At 36.5% G+C, this 15,760-nt stretch carries 17 protein-coding genes; all 17 read left to right on the forward strand.

Features of this window, described 5'->3' with window-relative positions; genetic code table 11:
• The first annotated feature begins 20 nt into the window (after positions 1–20).
• The 17 genes from porW to L1967_RS02430 all read left to right on the forward strand — a co-directional run bounded on the left by porW (position 21) and on the right by L1967_RS02430 (position 15,706).
• On the forward strand, positions 21–2,555 hold the full coding sequence (gene porW, locus L1967_RS02350; RefSeq protein ID WP_249600107.1) for a type IX secretion system periplasmic lipoprotein PorW/SprE: 2,535 nt from the start codon (positions 21–23) through the stop codon (positions 2,553–2,555).
• 17 nt (positions 2,556–2,572) lie between these two features.
• On the forward strand, positions 2,573–2,968 hold the full coding sequence (locus L1967_RS02355) for a bactofilin family protein (RefSeq protein WP_249600108.1): 396 nt from the start codon (positions 2,573–2,575) through the stop codon (positions 2,966–2,968).
• Positions 2,949–3,167 carry an AtpZ/AtpI family protein gene (locus L1967_RS02360; RefSeq protein WP_013069575.1) on the forward strand — a complete coding sequence of 73 codons (219 nt, stop codon included), beginning with the start codon at positions 2,949–2,951 and terminating at the stop codon, positions 3,165–3,167. Before L1967_RS02355 ends, L1967_RS02360 begins: the two co-directional genes overlap by 20 nt.
• Positions 3,168–3,554 carry a DUF6168 family protein gene (locus tag L1967_RS02365; RefSeq protein WP_249600109.1) on the forward strand — a complete coding sequence of 129 codons (387 nt, stop codon included), beginning with the start codon at positions 3,168–3,170 and terminating at the stop codon, positions 3,552–3,554.
• A gap of 132 nt (positions 3,555–3,686) precedes the next feature.
• Positions 3,687–4,769, forward strand: a complete 1,083-nt coding sequence (atpB, locus tag L1967_RS02370) for a F0F1 ATP synthase subunit A (RefSeq protein ID WP_249600110.1) — start codon at positions 3,687–3,689, stop codon at positions 4,767–4,769.
• A gap of 21 nt (positions 4,770–4,790) precedes the next feature.
• Positions 4,791–5,021: an ATP synthase F0 subunit C gene (atpE, locus tag L1967_RS02375; RefSeq protein WP_013069578.1), complete on the forward strand. Its 231-nt coding sequence runs from the start codon at positions 4,791–4,793 to the stop codon at positions 5,019–5,021.
• Between the two features lie 89 nt (positions 5,022–5,110).
• Positions 5,111–5,605 carry a F0F1 ATP synthase subunit B gene (locus tag L1967_RS02380; protein ID WP_249600111.1) on the forward strand — a complete coding sequence of 165 codons (495 nt, stop codon included), beginning with the start codon at positions 5,111–5,113 and terminating at the stop codon, positions 5,603–5,605.
• 9 nt (positions 5,606–5,614) lie between these two features.
• On the forward strand, positions 5,615–6,172 hold the full coding sequence (gene atpH, locus L1967_RS02385; protein WP_249600112.1) for an ATP synthase F1 subunit delta: 558 nt from the start codon (positions 5,615–5,617) through the stop codon (positions 6,170–6,172).
• Between the two features lie 44 nt (positions 6,173–6,216).
• Positions 6,217–7,797, forward strand: a complete 1,581-nt coding sequence (atpA, locus tag L1967_RS02390) for a F0F1 ATP synthase subunit alpha (protein WP_249600113.1) — start codon at positions 6,217–6,219, stop codon at positions 7,795–7,797.
• A gap of 79 nt (positions 7,798–7,876) precedes the next feature.
• Positions 7,877–8,737, forward strand: coding sequence for an ATP synthase F1 subunit gamma (gene atpG, locus L1967_RS02395; RefSeq protein ID WP_249600114.1), 861 nt, complete (start codon positions 7,877–7,879; stop codon positions 8,735–8,737).
• A 158-nt stretch (positions 8,738–8,895) separates the two neighbouring features.
• A complete protein-coding gene (locus L1967_RS02400) occupies positions 8,896–9,336 on the forward strand; it encodes a hypothetical protein (RefSeq protein ID WP_249600115.1) in 441 nt (146 codons plus the stop codon).
• 48 nt (positions 9,337–9,384) lie between these two features.
• A complete protein-coding gene (locus L1967_RS02405) occupies positions 9,385–10,830 on the forward strand; it encodes an oligosaccharide flippase family protein (RefSeq protein WP_249600116.1) in 1,446 nt (481 codons plus the stop codon).
• A complete protein-coding gene (gene dut / locus L1967_RS02410) occupies positions 10,827–11,261 on the forward strand; it encodes a dUTP diphosphatase (RefSeq protein ID WP_249600117.1) in 435 nt (144 codons plus the stop codon). Before L1967_RS02405 ends, dut begins: the two co-directional genes overlap by 4 nt.
• A gap of 41 nt (positions 11,262–11,302) precedes the next feature.
• A complete protein-coding gene (locus tag L1967_RS02415; RefSeq protein WP_249600118.1) occupies positions 11,303–12,313 on the forward strand; it encodes a sugar phosphate nucleotidyltransferase in 1,011 nt (336 codons plus the stop codon).
• A 26-nt stretch (positions 12,314–12,339) separates the two neighbouring features.
• Positions 12,340–13,725, forward strand: a complete 1,386-nt coding sequence (locus L1967_RS02420) for a tetratricopeptide repeat protein (protein ID WP_249600119.1) — start codon at positions 12,340–12,342, stop codon at positions 13,723–13,725.
• The gene (gene lolB1 / locus L1967_RS02425; RefSeq protein ID WP_249600120.1) at positions 13,722–14,492 is read left to right on the forward strand and encodes a lipoprotein insertase outer membrane protein LolB1; all 771 of its coding nucleotides are present in this window, start codon (positions 13,722–13,724) and stop codon (positions 14,490–14,492) included. The genes L1967_RS02420 and lolB1 overlap by 4 nt, the downstream gene beginning before the upstream one ends.
• The gene (locus tag L1967_RS02430) at positions 14,489–15,706 is read left to right on the forward strand and encodes a murein hydrolase activator EnvC family protein (RefSeq protein ID WP_249600121.1); all 1,218 of its coding nucleotides are present in this window, start codon (positions 14,489–14,491) and stop codon (positions 15,704–15,706) included. The genes lolB1 and L1967_RS02430 overlap by 4 nt, the downstream gene beginning before the upstream one ends.
• The last annotated feature ends 54 nt before the right edge of the window (positions 15,707–15,760 follow it).

Consider the following 15,760-nt stretch of genomic DNA (forward strand, 5'->3'; position numbering starts at 1 on the left):
GTAATAAGAAAGGGTTGATTTTGAGGAGATTTACACAAGCTTTTTTCATTTTCGTCCTTCTGGGAGCAATAATTTCATGTTCCAGAAAGAAGGATACTTTTATTAGTCGAAGCTGGCATTCGGTTACAGCTGAATATAATACACTTTATAACGGAAATCTTGCCCTGGAAACTGGCCGGGAAGAATTAAACCAAAATTACAGGGATAATTATTGGGATGTATTGCCTATAGAGCGCATGCAAATCGATGAAGAAATTTTACTTCCCGATAGCGTACGGAATCAAAACTTTGGCGTTGCCGAAGAAAAAGCGGTAAAAGCAATACAGCGACATTCGATGTTAATTGCCGGGGAAGAAGAAAATCCGCAAATCGACGAAGCCTATATGCTACTGGGAAAAGCAAGATATTTTGATCAACGCTTTATTCCGGCTTTAGAGGCGTTCAACTATATTTTACAAAAGTACCCTGCCAGTAATAGTATTAGAACAGCACAGGTTTGGCGAGAGAAAACCAATATTAGGTTAGAAAATTACCGGATTGCGATTAAGAATCTAAAAAGGATTATCGATAATTCGCAATTTGAAGATCAGGAATATGCCGATGCAAAAGCTGCCATGGCCCAGGCGTATATTAATTTAAAGTATCCCGATAGTGCATTGGCACCTTTAACCACTGCGGCTAATTTTACTAAGAAAGATGAGGAGAAAGGCCGCTACTTTTTTATTTTAGGGCAGCTGTATAATCTGCTTAATCAGCCTGAAAATGCTAACCTCGCTTTTGATGAGGTTATTGATTTAAACCGAAAGTCGCCGCGTATTTATATGATTAACGCCTATATCCAGAAGGCTAGAAATTTTAATAGCGAAGAAAACGACGATCAGCAGTTAAAACAAATGCTTACTGATCTTGAAGAAGATCGTGAAAACCGTCCTTTTTTAGATAAAATTTACTTTCAAATTGGCGAATATTACCATCAGCGTGATTCTATAGATACCGCTATTGTGTATTACAATAAATCGCTAAGAAGCAGGGCCAATAGTGATCCTTACCTTCGGTCTATAAATTATGAGATTATGGCCAATATTAATTTTGATCGATCAGATTATCCAAGAGCAGCAAAATATTTTGATAGTACGCTTTTAGAAATGCCCTCTAATTTAAGGGAATATCGTACGATTGAAAAGAAGCGTAAAAATTTAGATAATGTGATTTTTTATCAGGCCATAGCCGATAAAAATGATAGTATTTTAGATTTAACAGAATTACCCCGTGAAGAACAAATCGCATTTTACACCACTTATACCGATAAGTTAAAAGAAGATTACCAAAAGCAAATTAAAGCAGGAGAAACACAGGCAGCTTTAGCTTTAAATACCGCCGGTCCTGGCGTTCCCAATATAGGAGTGCCCGTTGAAGAAAATGCGAGTAACTTTTATTTTTATAGTGAAAACCGCATAAATAGGGGAGAACGTGAATTTTTAAGAGTTTGGGGAAATCGTAAACTTGCTGATAACTGGCGCTGGGTGGCTACCGGAAATACAGGAGTCAATCAGCCTGTTGAAGAAAATGCCGGAGAATTTGATTTTTCCAGTGATCCAAAGTTCGATCCTTTAACTTATGTAGATAAGCTGCCAACAGACAACAAGGTTATCGATAGCCTTTATAATGATCGTAATTATGCGTATTATCAGTTAGGCTTAATTTACAACGAGAAATTCGGCGAATATCAGTTAGCTGTAGACCGTTTAGAAGAGGTATTGGCCAGTAATCCTGAAGACCGATTAATTTTACCTTCAAAATATAATCTTTACAAAGCTTACGGAAGATTAAACATGCAGGAGAAACAGGGCCAGATGAAAAACGATATCGTTTCTAATTATCCCGACTCTCAATATGCTCTTTTTATTCAGAACCCACAAAGTTTAGTTGATGGGGAAAGCATCCCTAAGAGGAGTTACGAAAACACATTAAAACTATTCGAAAATCAACAATTTTCTAAGGTGATTTCTGAAAGTGATAAGTTTATAACTCGATATTCAGGAGAGGAGATCGCCCCTAAATTTGAACTATTAAAGGCTATGGCTATAGGCCGTTTAAGAGGTTTGGCAGAATATCGAAAAGCCCTTAGTTATGTTTCTTTAACCTATCCCCAATCGCCAGAAGGACAAAAAGCTAAAGAAATGATTAGTGCCACGCTACCCAGATTAAGCAGGCTGCAACTTCAGGAAGATAGTTTGGCCACCAATTATAAACTCATTTACGAATTTGAAAATTCTAAATTAGAAGAGGCGCAGGCACTTCAGCAAAAAATAGATACTGCTTTAGTAGATTTAGATTATGCCAATCTTTCAACCTCTTTAGATACTTATACCGATGATCGTATTTTTGTAGTCATACATGGTTTAGAAGATCGTACAAAAGCTTTAGGTTTTGGTGAATTATTGCGTGAAAATGATGATTATAATGTTGAAAATGACTTTCTTGCAATATCAACAGATAATTATCGTGTAATTCTCTTAAAAAAGAATCTTGATACATATAAAACAGATTATTAACTCTCACTCTTAATACGATGTTTTCAGAAAAAAAGAAAGGTACCTCTGGCAAGGAAATTTTTAATGAACAAAATAGGATTGCTGCAGGAACAAAGATTACCGGAGATATAATAGCCAAAGGAGCTTTTAGAATTGAAGGTTTTTTAAAAGGAACTTTAATGACCAGTGGTAAAGTGGTGATTAGCAAAAATGGAAATATAGAAGGGACATTAGAATGTGAAAACGCTGATATCGAGGGTAAATTTAATGGAAAGCTAAAAGTAAGTGGGATATTGAGTTTAAAATCATCGGCGATTGTGGATGGAGAAGTTGTAGCATTAAAACTTGCTGTGGAGCCTGGTGCAAGTTTTAATGCCTCTTGCCAAATGCGCAGTGCAATGAAGTCGGTTAAGAATGAAAAACAATCAGCGTAATAAATATCTGGTATTTGTAAATGTAGGTTTTCAGATGGCAATTATCATTGCCGGGGCTGTCTTTTTGGGTATTTGGTTAGACAAAAAATTTCCAAATAAATTTTCGGCCTACACAATTTCAGTTTCACTTTTAGGGGTTTTTATTGCTTTATTTCAGGTGATAAGAAGTGTTAAAAACATCAGTAAAGACGACGAGTAGATGGGAAAACCATTATTAAACTTCCTTAAGGTATTTTTGCCTTTTTCTTTAATTTTATTTGTAATTCAATCTATAGTAATTTCAAATTTCGTAGAGGTCACCTTATACTACAGTACGGTTGCTAATTACATGTTTCATATTTTAGTAACATTGTTTATTTATATCATATTGTTGTATATAAACCTTAATTTTTCAGATAAAACAGGTTTTACTTTTATGGGATTAGGCTTGTTAAAAATGTTTGCAGCGGTTATGTTTTTGTTGCCGGCATTACTTGATGATGAGGTTTCAAATTTTGCTCAGGTGATCGCTTTTTTTGTGCCCTATTTTATTTTCTTAATTTTTGAAACCATTTTTGCCGTAAAATTAATTAACCAGAATAAATGATTGAATATCAATAATTTTTCTGATTAACTGAAATCTAAATAAAAAATTAAAATGTGGACTTTCACATAAAAAATAAAAGTATACCTTTGCACCGAAATTTAGAGCCCATAATTTTTAAGTAGACCAGGTATTATGATAGCACAGAAATCGTTAAAGATTATAGTGACATTTGCACTAGCCTTACTTCCGGTTTTTTCTTTTGCATCAAAAGAGGACTCTTTAGTAGAAGCCGAAAAAGAATTTAATGCTACAGAGATGATCCTTCACCATATTGGTGATGCGCATGGATGGCATTTTTACGGAGAAGGAGAGAATTCTTTTACAATACCACTTCCGGTGATTTTATATACCGATCATGGTCTTGTTACTTTTATGTCCAGCGAATTTCATCATGATACCGAAGGGCATCATGTAGTAGAAAAAAACGGAATGAGTTTCGTTAATCTTCATGAAAAAATTTATCAATTAGAAGAAGGGGCTAATGAGGTTGAGTTTGATAAGGAACATCATCCTTTAAATGCAGAGCGTCCAGTCGATTTATCGATCACTAAAAACGTAGCGGCTATGTTTATAACCGTTATCATTATGTTGATCATCTTTGTTCGTCTGGCTTCTTTCCACAAAAGGCATAAACAAGCTCCTAAGGGCTTTAACAATATTCTTGAAACATTTGTTTTATTTGTACGGGACGAAATTGCAAAACCTCAGATAGGGGAGAAAAAATACATGAAGTTTATGCCATTTTTATTAACGGTATTTTTCTTCATCTGGATTACGAATTTAGTTGGTTTATTGCCTGGTGCTGCCAATGTTACCGGTAATATTGCCGTTACAGTATCGCTTGGGTTATTCACCTTGGTATTGATCGTGATTAATGGGAATAAAGATTTCTGGAAGCATACCTTATGGATGCCGGGAATCCCAACTTTTGTAAAACCAATTTTAACCATCGTAGAAGTGGTTGGATTGATAGTAAAACCTGTAGCCTTAATGATTCGTTTATTTGCGAATATTACGGCAGGGCATATTATTATATTGAGTTTAATAGGACTGATTTTTATACTTGAAAATGTGGGAGTAGCGGGTATTTCTGTTCCTTTCGCTTTATTCATTTCGGTCTTAGAATTGCTTGTAGCATTTTTACAGGCATTTATTTTTACCATGCTGTCGGCCTTATTTATAGGGATGGCAGTAGAAGAACATGAGCATCATTAATTTTAATTTTAATTTTTTACTATGGAGTATTTACACATTGGACTTGCAGCTTTAGGTGCTGGTCTTGCGGTTATCGGAGCAGCAATTGGTGTTGGTAAAATTGGTGGTTCTGCTATGGACGCTATCGCCCGTCAGCCAGAAGCTTCCGGAAAAATCCAAACAGCTATGATTATTGCTGCCGCTCTTGTAGAAGGTGTTGCCCTTTTTGGAGTTGTTGCTGCATTACTAGGGGTACTTACAGTACCAGCATAGTCTAGGAAAATTAAAGATCGGTTTGTAACGGTTGGTTACAAACCGATTTTAAACCCATTAAAAATTGAAAGTTATAATTTAAAAATATTATGGATTTAATTACTCCTGAAATTGGTTTACTTTTTTGGCAAACAATAGTGTTTCTTGTACTTATTTTGATTTTAGCAAAATTTGCATGGAGACCTATTCTTGGAGCTGTTAAAGATAGAGAGGATTCGATTAACAGTGCATTATCTTCAGCTGAAGAGGCTAGAAAAGAAATGCAAAATCTTAAGGCAGATAACGAGCAGTTACTTAAAGAAGCTCGTGCTGAAAGAGATGCCATTCTTAAAGAAGCTCGTGAGCTAAAAGAAAAAGTGTTGGCCAATGCCACTGAAGAAGCACAAACCAAAGCCGATAAAATTGTAGCTCAGGCAAAAGAAAGCATAGAGATGGAGAAGAAAGCTGCTATGGCAGAAATCAAATCTCAGGTTGCGAATTTATCTATAGAAATTGCAGAAAAAGTAGTTCGTAAAGAATTATCAAGTAAAGAAAAGCAACACCAGATGATCGATGAGATGCTTGGTGATGTTACTTTAAATTAATAGTTTGTGATGAAGGGAACCAGAGCAGCACAACGTTACGCAAAAGCAATTCTTGAATTAGCAAACGATAAAAAAGTAGCTAAGGATGTTAAAGAAGACATGCTTAGCATCTCTAAAACGATCGAGAATAGCGAAGATTTAAGACGTACCTTAGCAAGTCCTATAATAAAGCCTAATCTTAAAAATCAAATTTTAAAGGCGATTTTTAAAGATGTAAATGGATTAACAACAGGCGTTTTTAATTTGCTAGTAGAAAATAATCGTATCGATATATTAGATATTGTTGCAAAACAATATCTATTGTTATTCGATGACGCTATATTGGTGCAAAATGCTTTAGTAACCACTGTAGTTCCTTTAACAAAAGAGCTTGAAGTTAAAATTCAGGCCAAAATAAAAGAGCTTACCGGTAGGGAAGCAACAATCAAGAATAAAATTGACGAAAGTATTCTTGGTGGTTTTGTATTAAGAGTTGGTGACCTTCAATATGATGCTAGTGTGGCTAACAACTTAAACAGATTAAAGACAGAATTTAAAACAGGCAACGCACACGTTTCTAAAATTTAATAAAAACCGCCCGTAGTTAACGAGGCATTTTATCTTAAATAATTATGGCAGAAGTAAATCCTGCTGAAGTATCAGCAATATTAAAGCAACAACTTTCCGGATTCGAGGCTAAGGCTTCTTTAGACGAGGTTGGTACCGTACTTACAGTTGGTGACGGTATTGCGAACGTTTATGGGCTTTCTAATGCGCAGTACGGAGAATTAGTTCAATTTGACAGTGGTCTAGAAGGAATGGTACTTAACCTTGAAGAAGATAACGTTGGGGTAGTACTTTTAGGACCTTCAAAAGAAGTTAAAGAAGGTTCTACAGTAAAAAGAACACAACGAATTGCTTCTATCAAAGTTGGCGAAGGTATTGTTGGAAGAGTGGTAAACACTTTAGGTGAACCAATTGATGGTAAAGGGAATATTGAAGGAGAAACTTTTGAAATGCCTTTAGAGCGTAAAGCACCTGGTGTTGTTTTCCGTGAGCCTGTAACAGAACCTATGCAAACTGGTATTAAGTCTATCGATGCGATGGTACCGGTAGGAAGAGGGCAGCGTGAGCTTGTAATTGGCGACCGTCAAACAGGAAAAACAACCGTTTGTATTGATACCATTCTTAACCAGAAAGAATTTTATGATGCCGGTAAACCGGTATATTGTATATATGTTGCTGTAGGCCAAAAAGCATCTACAGTTGCAGGTATTGCTAAAGTTTTAGAAGATAAAGGAGCCTTAGCTTACACCACTATTGTTGCTGCAAATGCATCTGATCCTGCACCTATGCAGGTTTATGCTCCATTTGCCGGTGCTGCGATTGGTGAATATTTTAGAGATACAGGTCGTCCTGCATTAATCGTTTATGATGATCTTTCTAAGCAGGCAGTTGCTTATCGTGAGGTGTCTCTTTTATTACGTCGTCCGCCAGGGCGTGAGGCATATCCTGGAGACGTTTTCTTCCTTCACTCAAGATTATTAGAGCGTGCAGCAAAAGTGATCAACGATGATGATATTGCGAAGACAATGAACGACCTTCCAGATTCACTTAAAGATAAAGTAAAAGGTGGTGGTTCTTTAACAGCACTTCCAATTATCGAAACTCAGGCGGGTGACGTATCTGCATATATCCCAACCAACGTAATTTCGATTACAGACGGGCAGATTTTCTTAACTTCAGATTTATTTAACTCGGGTGTGCGTCCTGCAATTAACGTTGGTATTTCGGTATCTCGTGTAGGGGGGTCTGCTCAGATTAAATCGATGAAGAAAGTAGCCGGTACGCTTAAGTTAGACCAGGCACAGTTCCGTGAACTTGAAGCTTTTGCTAAGTTCGGTTCAGACCTTGATGCGGCTACCATGAGTGTTATCGAAAAAGGTAAGCGTAACGTAGAGATTCTTAAGCAGGGACAAAATGATCCTTATCCAGTAGAAGATCAAATCGCAATTATCTTTGCAGGTTCTAAAAACTTACTTAGAGAAGTACCTGTAGAAAAAGTAAGAGAGTTTGAAAGAGATTATATCGAATTCTTAAATACAAAGCATAGAGACGTAATGGATACGCTTAAAGCCGGTAAACTTACCGATCATGTTACAGATACTTTAGCATCTGTAGCAAAAGAGCTATCTGAGAAATATAAAGGTTAAAAGGTTATAAATAAAGAGTGCATATTAGCGTTGCACTCTTTATTTTATTTAGTATTTAGGCTAGTCCAATTTTAAAAATATGGCAAACTTAAAAGAATTACGTAGCAGAATTACCTCGGTTTCTTCAACAATGCAGATTACCAGTGCCATGAAAATGGTATCTGCGGCAAAGTTGAGTAAGGCGCAGGATGCTATTGAGTCTATGCGTCCTTATTCTCAAAAGTTATCTCAGCTATTACAAGATCTTAGTGGTACCTTAGATGATGATGCTAGCAGTAAATATGCAGAGCAACGTGAAGTTAAAAAAGTGCTTGTAGTTGCGATTTCTTCTAACAGGGGGTTAGCGGGCGCCTTTAATGCTAACATCATTAAGGGAGTAAAAAATGTGATAGCTAATGAGTATGCCGATAAGGATATTCATTTGTACAGTATTGGTAAAAAAGCCAATGATATTTTAAAGAAAAGCTTTAACGTATATAAAGCAAATACGCATATTTTTGATGATCTTTCTTTCGAAAATGTCTCTGTTATTGCTGAAGATTTAATGGAACAATTCTTAGAAGGAAATTACGACAAGATCGTATTGGTGTATAACCACTTTAAGAATGCTGCTACTCAGGCTGTTTTAACCGAACAGTTCTTACCAATTCCTAAGTTTGAAACTGAAGAAGAAAAACAACTTGATTATATTTTTGAGCCTTCGAAACTCGAAATTGTAAAAGATTTGATCCCGAAGTCGCTAAAAATGCAATTGTATAAAGCTTTAAGAGATTCGTTTGCTTCAGAGCACGGTGCCCGTATGACAGCGATGCACAAAGCAACCGAAAACGCAACAGAGCTTAGAGATTCCCTTAAGTTATCTTATAACAAAGCAAGACAGGCTTCTATTACCAACGAAATTCTTGAAATTGTTGGTGGTGCTGAAGCACTTAATAACTAAATATCTCAATTTATATATTTTAACGCCCGGTTTTTTACCGGGCTTTTTTATGGGGAAAATTCTATATTAATGATTGCCAATATTAGCCATTTTTGAGGGTAATTTTTCTTTGGCACTTGTTTTGATTTCAGTTAACAAACAATCAAACCAGTAAAGTCATGAAACATACTTATTTTATTTTTAGCCTATTTTTCTTTTCAATTTTCACCAATTGTGGATCTAATAAAAACCTTCAGGAAGAAGCTCCTGCGCAATTTCAGCAGGCCTATTTTATAAACAGTGGTGGCCAGATGACTTTTTATCTTCCGGTTACAGCGATTCAAAAAAATCGTATCGAGTTAAAAAATATTTACTTTAAGGGGTTAAAATCCCCAATTGTTTATAACGAAGATGGGCAAAATCGCTACACGGCAAGCTTCGGAATTCGTCAATCTGATTATGTAATGAGTTCAGACCCTCGTGAGGAATACGGCAATAAAATGCCTCAGAAACCAGAGAAAAGTCCGGTGAGTATAAAAAAAGATCAGGCCTTGTTAGAATATCAGGAAAATGGCGAAACCAAATATTATGTAATTAGTGATATCGAAGAACGCAAATAGGTGTTTTTCTCCTAATTATTAGGATATTTGCAGGAAATCCAAAGCCTGTTGAGTACTTTAAAACGATTTTTTCAGGATACAATTATCTATGGTATTGCCACTGTAGTACCAAGGTTGCTAAATTTTATTTTAGTGCCTTTACATACCGATGTCCTGGATACTAAAGATTATTCGGTTAATACAACATTCTATATTTGGGCAGCTTTTTTTAATGTTTTGCTTACCTATGGGATGGAGACTTCGTTCTTCCGGTTTTTTAGTAGGGCAGAGGATAAAAAAAAAGTGTATTCAACATCCTTCATTGCTTTAACCACAACAACGCTGCTGTTTTTTGGTTTAGTAATGCTTTTTCAGGATTCGTTTATAAGACTGGTCGATCTAGATCCTTTCTTTTTTAATATCCTTTTCTCGGTTTTAATTTTGGATACGCTGGTAGTCATCCCTTTTGCATATTTAAGAGCGACCAACAGGCCTATTCGATTTGCATCGGTCAAACTGCTAAATATCTTTATCGTCTTTGCGATTAATAGCTATTTTTTGTGGCTTGTACCAAAGTTTCCGGATTTTGCACCACAATATGTCTTAGATCATTTTACCCAAAAAGATATTTTAGGCTATATATTTCTGGCCAATCTTATCGCTAGCGGAATTACGTTTCTAATTTTGCTTCCGTATTTCTTTAAGACTAAAATTCAGTTTAGTTTTTCGCTCTTTAAGCAAATGTGGAAGTACGGCTGGCCCATTATGCTGGCGGGAATATCATTCATCATTAACGAAAATCTGGATAAGCTGTTGCTTAAAGATATCCTTTCCGAAGAGATTATGGGAGCCTATTCCGGTTGTTATAAACTGGCGGTTTTTATGATGATTTTTATTCAGGCGTTTAGAATGGGAGCCGAACCTTTCTTTTTTAATCATGCCAAAGAGAAAAATGCCAAAACAACTTATGCTAAGATTTTAGAATACTTTGTGATCTGTGGCGGAATAATCCTGTTGATTTTGGTTTGTTTCATAGACATATTTAAGCAGTATATGATCCCTAATCAGGAATATTGGAAAGCGATGGCCATCGTACCCATCATTCTTCTGGCTAATTTATTTTTAGGGATTTATCATAATCTTGCAGTTTGGTATAAGCTTACCGACAAAACCAGAATGGGGATGTATATTTCACTTTTTGGAGCTCTAGTTACTGTTATTTTAAATATTACCCTAATTGGTAAATTTGGCTTTATGGTTGCGGCATGGGCAACGTTGGCTGCTTATGGCAGTATGATGCTTATCTCTTATTTCTACGGAAGAAAATACTACCTGGTGCCTTATAACGTTAAGAAAATAGGATTTTATTTACTGCTTTCGGTGGGATTATCGGCCGTTAGTTTTATATACTTTAGGCAAAATTATATAGTTGCTGCCTTATTTGTTCTCATATTTGTGGGAATTACGTATTTTAAAGAACAAGAAGACATCAAGAAAATAGTAAAGCGATCATGACGATTAAAATCATTAATAAAAGTTCACACGAATTACCAGAGTATGCCACAGAGGCTTCCGCAGGGATGGATCTTAGAGCCGAGTTGGCCCAGCCTATTTTACTAAAACCTTTGGAAAGAGCTATCGTAAAAACAGGGCTGTTTATAGAACTGCCGGTAGGTTACGAAGCACAGGTGCGACCAAGAAGTGGTTTGGCTGCCAAAAAAGGAATTACCGTTTTAAATGCACCGGGAACGATCGATGCTGATTATCGCGGAGAAATAGGGGTAATTTTGGTGAATTTATCAAACGAAGATTTTACCATCGAAAATGGCGAGCGTATTGCACAGTTAGTAATCGCCAAACACGAGCATATTAAATGGGAAGAAGTTGAAGTACTTACAGATAGCGTACGCGGAGCTGGCGGGTTTGGCAGTACGGGAACAAAGTAATTTCAATTTTTCCGGAAAATTATTCTAAATCAAACAAACAAATGAAGATTATTGTACCCATGGCGGGAAGAGGTTCACGCCTTAGGCCGCATACACTTACTACACCAAAACCATTAATTCCTATCGCCGGTAAACCTATCGTACATCGATTGGTACAGGGGATTGCGAAAGTGTTAGACGAAAATATCGATGAAGTTGCTTTTGTGATAGGGGAAGATTTTGGTGAGAAAGTAGAAACCGACCTTAAGGATATCGCCGAAAGTTTAGGCGCAAAAGCAAGCATTTATTATCAGGATAAACCTTTGGGAACCGGCCACGCCATTATGTGCGCCAAAGACTCCTTAGAAGGGCCTGCGGTAATCGCTTATGCCGATACGTTATTTAAAGCCGATTTTACATTGAATAAAGATGCCGATAGCGTAATTTGGGTAAAGCAGGTAGACAATCCTTCAGCATTTGGAGTAGTAAAACTTAACGATCGTAAACAAATTACCGAGCTTGTTGAAAAACCAGTCGAATTTGTTTCAGATCTGGCAGTGATCGGGATTTACTATTTTAAAGAAGTTTCCGTTTTAAAAGAAGAGCTTCAAAAGGTTTTGGACAATAATATTGTTCATGGTGGCGAATATCAAATTAATGATGGGATTAAAGCCATGCAGGCAAACGGACTAAAATTTGTGCCGGGAAAAGTAGAAGAGTGGATGGACTGCGGAAACAAAAATGTAACCGTAGAAACCAATGGTCGTATGCTTAAATTTTTACACCAGAATGGCGAAAAGCTCATCTCTGATCATGTGAAAATTAAAGATGCTGAAATTATTGAACCGTGCTTTATCGGTGAAAATGTAGAACTGATCAATGCGAAGATTGGCCCTAACGTTTCTATTGGCAACGGAACAAAAATCGAGAATGCTACGATAAAAAATAGTCTTATTCAAACTTTTGCTGAAGTAAAAAACGCAAAATTGAATAACGCAATGATTGGTAATTTTGCTAAATTCGATGGTGAATTTACCGAAATCAGTATTGGTGATTATTCAGTATTGGAATAGTTATTGAAACCCAAATCTCAAAAACTTTGCTGAAACAGATCGTGATATTGGCCTTTTTTGGGCAGCTTTATTTGGTGCCAGGAAATGCCTATGCTTTAATTCAGCAACCCGAAGATGAAAATAGTGCGACTGTAAATAGCGATCTTGGGGAAGTAAACGACGATTTCCAGGAGTATTTTTTTGAAGCCTTAAAGCAACGCGGTATTGAAAATTACGGGAAATCGAATGAAGCTTTGCAAAAGTGCCTTGCTATAGACGATAGTAAAGCGGTGATTTATTACGAAATCGCTAAAAACTACTATTCTTTAGAAGAATTTGAGCAGGCACAACCCTATTTTCAAAAAGCCATTGATTTAAAACCCAAAGATGAACATATTCTTAGGGATTATTATGAGAACGAAATTGCTTCGGTAGATTATGAAAACGCAATAAAAATACTTCAGGAATTAATTAAAATAGATGCTAAATATCGCGAAGATCTTGCCGATCTATATATCCTAAGTGATCGTTACGATAATGCGTTGTCCCTTATCGATAGTTTAGATAATCAATTCGGAAAAAACGAATATCGTACCCGCTTACGCCGCCAGATTTATGCGCGTACCAATAATACAGATGCCCAGATTGCAAGTTTAGAAAAAGCAATTGAAGAGTACCCCAAAGAAGAGCAAAATTACCTGAATCTTATTTATGTATTTAGCGACCAGGGGATGGAAGAAGAAGCCTTTCAAACGGCTCAGGAGCTTTTAAAAGTGAGTCCCGGTTCTAGTCTGGCGCATTTAGCACTGTATAAGTTTTATCTCAATAAAGATCAGCCTGAAGAAGCCATGCAGTCCATGCAGCTGGTTTTTAAGAGCGAAGAGATTGATGCTGCATCAAAATATAAGGTTTTAAATGATTTTTTATTGTTCGTCAATCAAAATCCAGAATGGGAAAGTGAGCTTATGGAAGTAAGCCAGATGCTTTCTAATCTCGAAAATGAACCTTCTTTATATCGAAAATTAGGAGAATATTACCTAAGAACAGATAATAAAGCAGATGCCCTTCGTTATTTTGAAATGGGATTAAAAGAAGATCCGGCAAATTTCGAAATGATTAAAAACACGCTTATCCTTAGGATCGATTTGGAACATTTTGAAAGCGCGAGTAAGTTAGCTTCAGAAGCTAGGGATATTTTTCCCGCGCAGCCTATTTTTTATCTTTTAAACGGAGTAGCCTTAAATAAACTTAAAAATTATTCTGAAGCGGTCGAAATTCTTACTTTTGGATTGGATTTTTTAATTGAGAACCCACGAATGGAAGCCGATTTTTATCAGCAGATCTCGGTGTCATACGCCGGGATGGAAGATAAAGAGCGCGCGAATGAGTATAATGCAAAAGCCATTAAAATCTTAAAAGAAGCAAGTAAATGATCAAAAGAATAATCGTTGTCGTTCTATTAACGCTTAGTATTGCGGCCTGCGGAACCAAAAAAGCAGCCACCGATTTCGAAAAAAGCAATCTAAAAGCAGCAGGTGTTATAAAAAACCATTACGATAAAGCGATACAGTTTAATACCCTATCTGGAAAATTAAGAGCCACCTATCAGGATGCCGATAGAACACAATCGGTAAATCTAAGTTTTAGGATGGAAAAAGACAAAGCCATTTGGATGAGTGCCAGTATTCTTGGTTTTCCAATGGCCAAAGCCTATATCACTCCGCAAAAAGTAAGCTATTACGAAAAAGTAGGGAAAACCTATTTTGATGGTGATTTTAGTTTAGTGAGCAAGTGGTTGGGAACCCCTTTAGATTTCGAGAAACTTCAGAATTTATTATTGGGCCAGGCCATTTACGATCTTAGGGAAGATGCTTATACTTTAAGTGAATCTCCAAGAGGTTTTCAATTACTTCCGAAGAAATCATCTGATGTAAAAAAGATGTTTATGTTAGATGCTGAAACCTATAAAGCGAAGGCGCAACAGTTGGCTCAGGATTCAAAAAGCAGAAGTGTTACGATAACTTACGGCGATTATCAGCGCGTTGCTGGCAGGCTTTTTCCTGAAACAATTACCATTATTGCCAATGAAGGTGGTGAAAGTACCAATATTACCTTGCAGTATCGCTCAATGGAATTTGACGGTGAGGTAAGTTTTCCATTTAGTATCCCTTCTGGGTACGATGAAATTTCTGTAGAATGAAATTAGGCTTTTTTAAATATCTTTTTTATATCGCTACTTTTTTGGTGGTGACCAATTCATTTTCTCAAACTACCAGAGAAGCTTTAGAGAAAAAACGAATTGAACTTCGGAATGAAATTCGTCGAATTTCAGAATTAAGAAGTAGCAATAAAAAGAAGGAAAAGTCGATTTTAAATGAAGTTCAGGACTTAAACCAACAAATAAAGAGTACAGAGAGTTTAATAAAAGTCACTAACCAACAAGCGAGTCTTCTTACTAAGGAGATGAACGAAAATGAAGCTAAAATCGCGAAATTCAGAAAAGAACTTGAAGAATTAAAAGCCGATTATGCCGAGATGATTAAAAAGTCATACCGTAGCAAATCGCAGCAAAGCCGTATTATGTTCTTACTTTCGTCTGAAAGCTTTTTACAGGCCTATAAACGGCTTCAATATCTAAAACAATATACAGACTACCGCAAATCGCAGGGAGAGCAAATAAAGAAGCGTACGATAGATCTACAGCGTTTAAACAAACGCCTTGCGTATCAAAAAGCAGAAAAGAATAAGCTAATTGCTGAAAATAGGGCCACCAGGGCACGACTTGAAGAAAATAAAAAGTCGCAACAGGAATTAATGAAAACCATTACGGCAAAAGAAGGCCAGTTTGCTTCACAAATTAAAAAGGCGCAACAGGAAATCGACGAAATAGAGCGTAAAATTGATGCCATGATTAAAGCATCGATTGCTGAAGCGAATAAAAAATCGGGTTCTAGCAAACGTGATGTATTCGAACTTACCCCTGAAGCAAAAGCCTTGGCAAAAGACTTTGCCAGTAACAAAGGAAAACTACCGTGGCCGGTAGCTACAGGTACGATAAGTATGAGATTTGGGAAACAACCCCACCCGGTGGTAAGCAATATTACCATTAACAATAGTGGTGTAAATATCGATACCGATAAAGGAGGAAAAGCCAGGGCTGTTTTTGAAGGTACCGTTAGTGAGGTACAGATTTTAAAAGGAGCCAACAAAGCAGTAATGTTAAGACATGGTGATTATATTACCATTTACGATAATCTTGAAGAGGTGTATGTACGCAAAGGCGATTATGTAAGTACAGGCCAGGATTTGGGAGTTGTCGCCACCAGTAAAAGCTCGGGGAAAACCACGCTTCACTTTTTAATATTCCAAAATACCAAAAAGTATAATCCAGAAAGTTGGATTTTAAAACGCTAATTTATAGCTCTTAACGCAACCTTTTTCTTAATTTGCATCTTATCTGGTGTAAAT

Origin of the sequence: Zunongwangia pacifica (assembly GCF_023499215.1) — a bacterium.
In the GTDB taxonomy this organism is placed as follows: domain Bacteria; phylum Bacteroidota; class Bacteroidia; order Flavobacteriales; family Flavobacteriaceae; genus Zunongwangia; species Zunongwangia pacifica.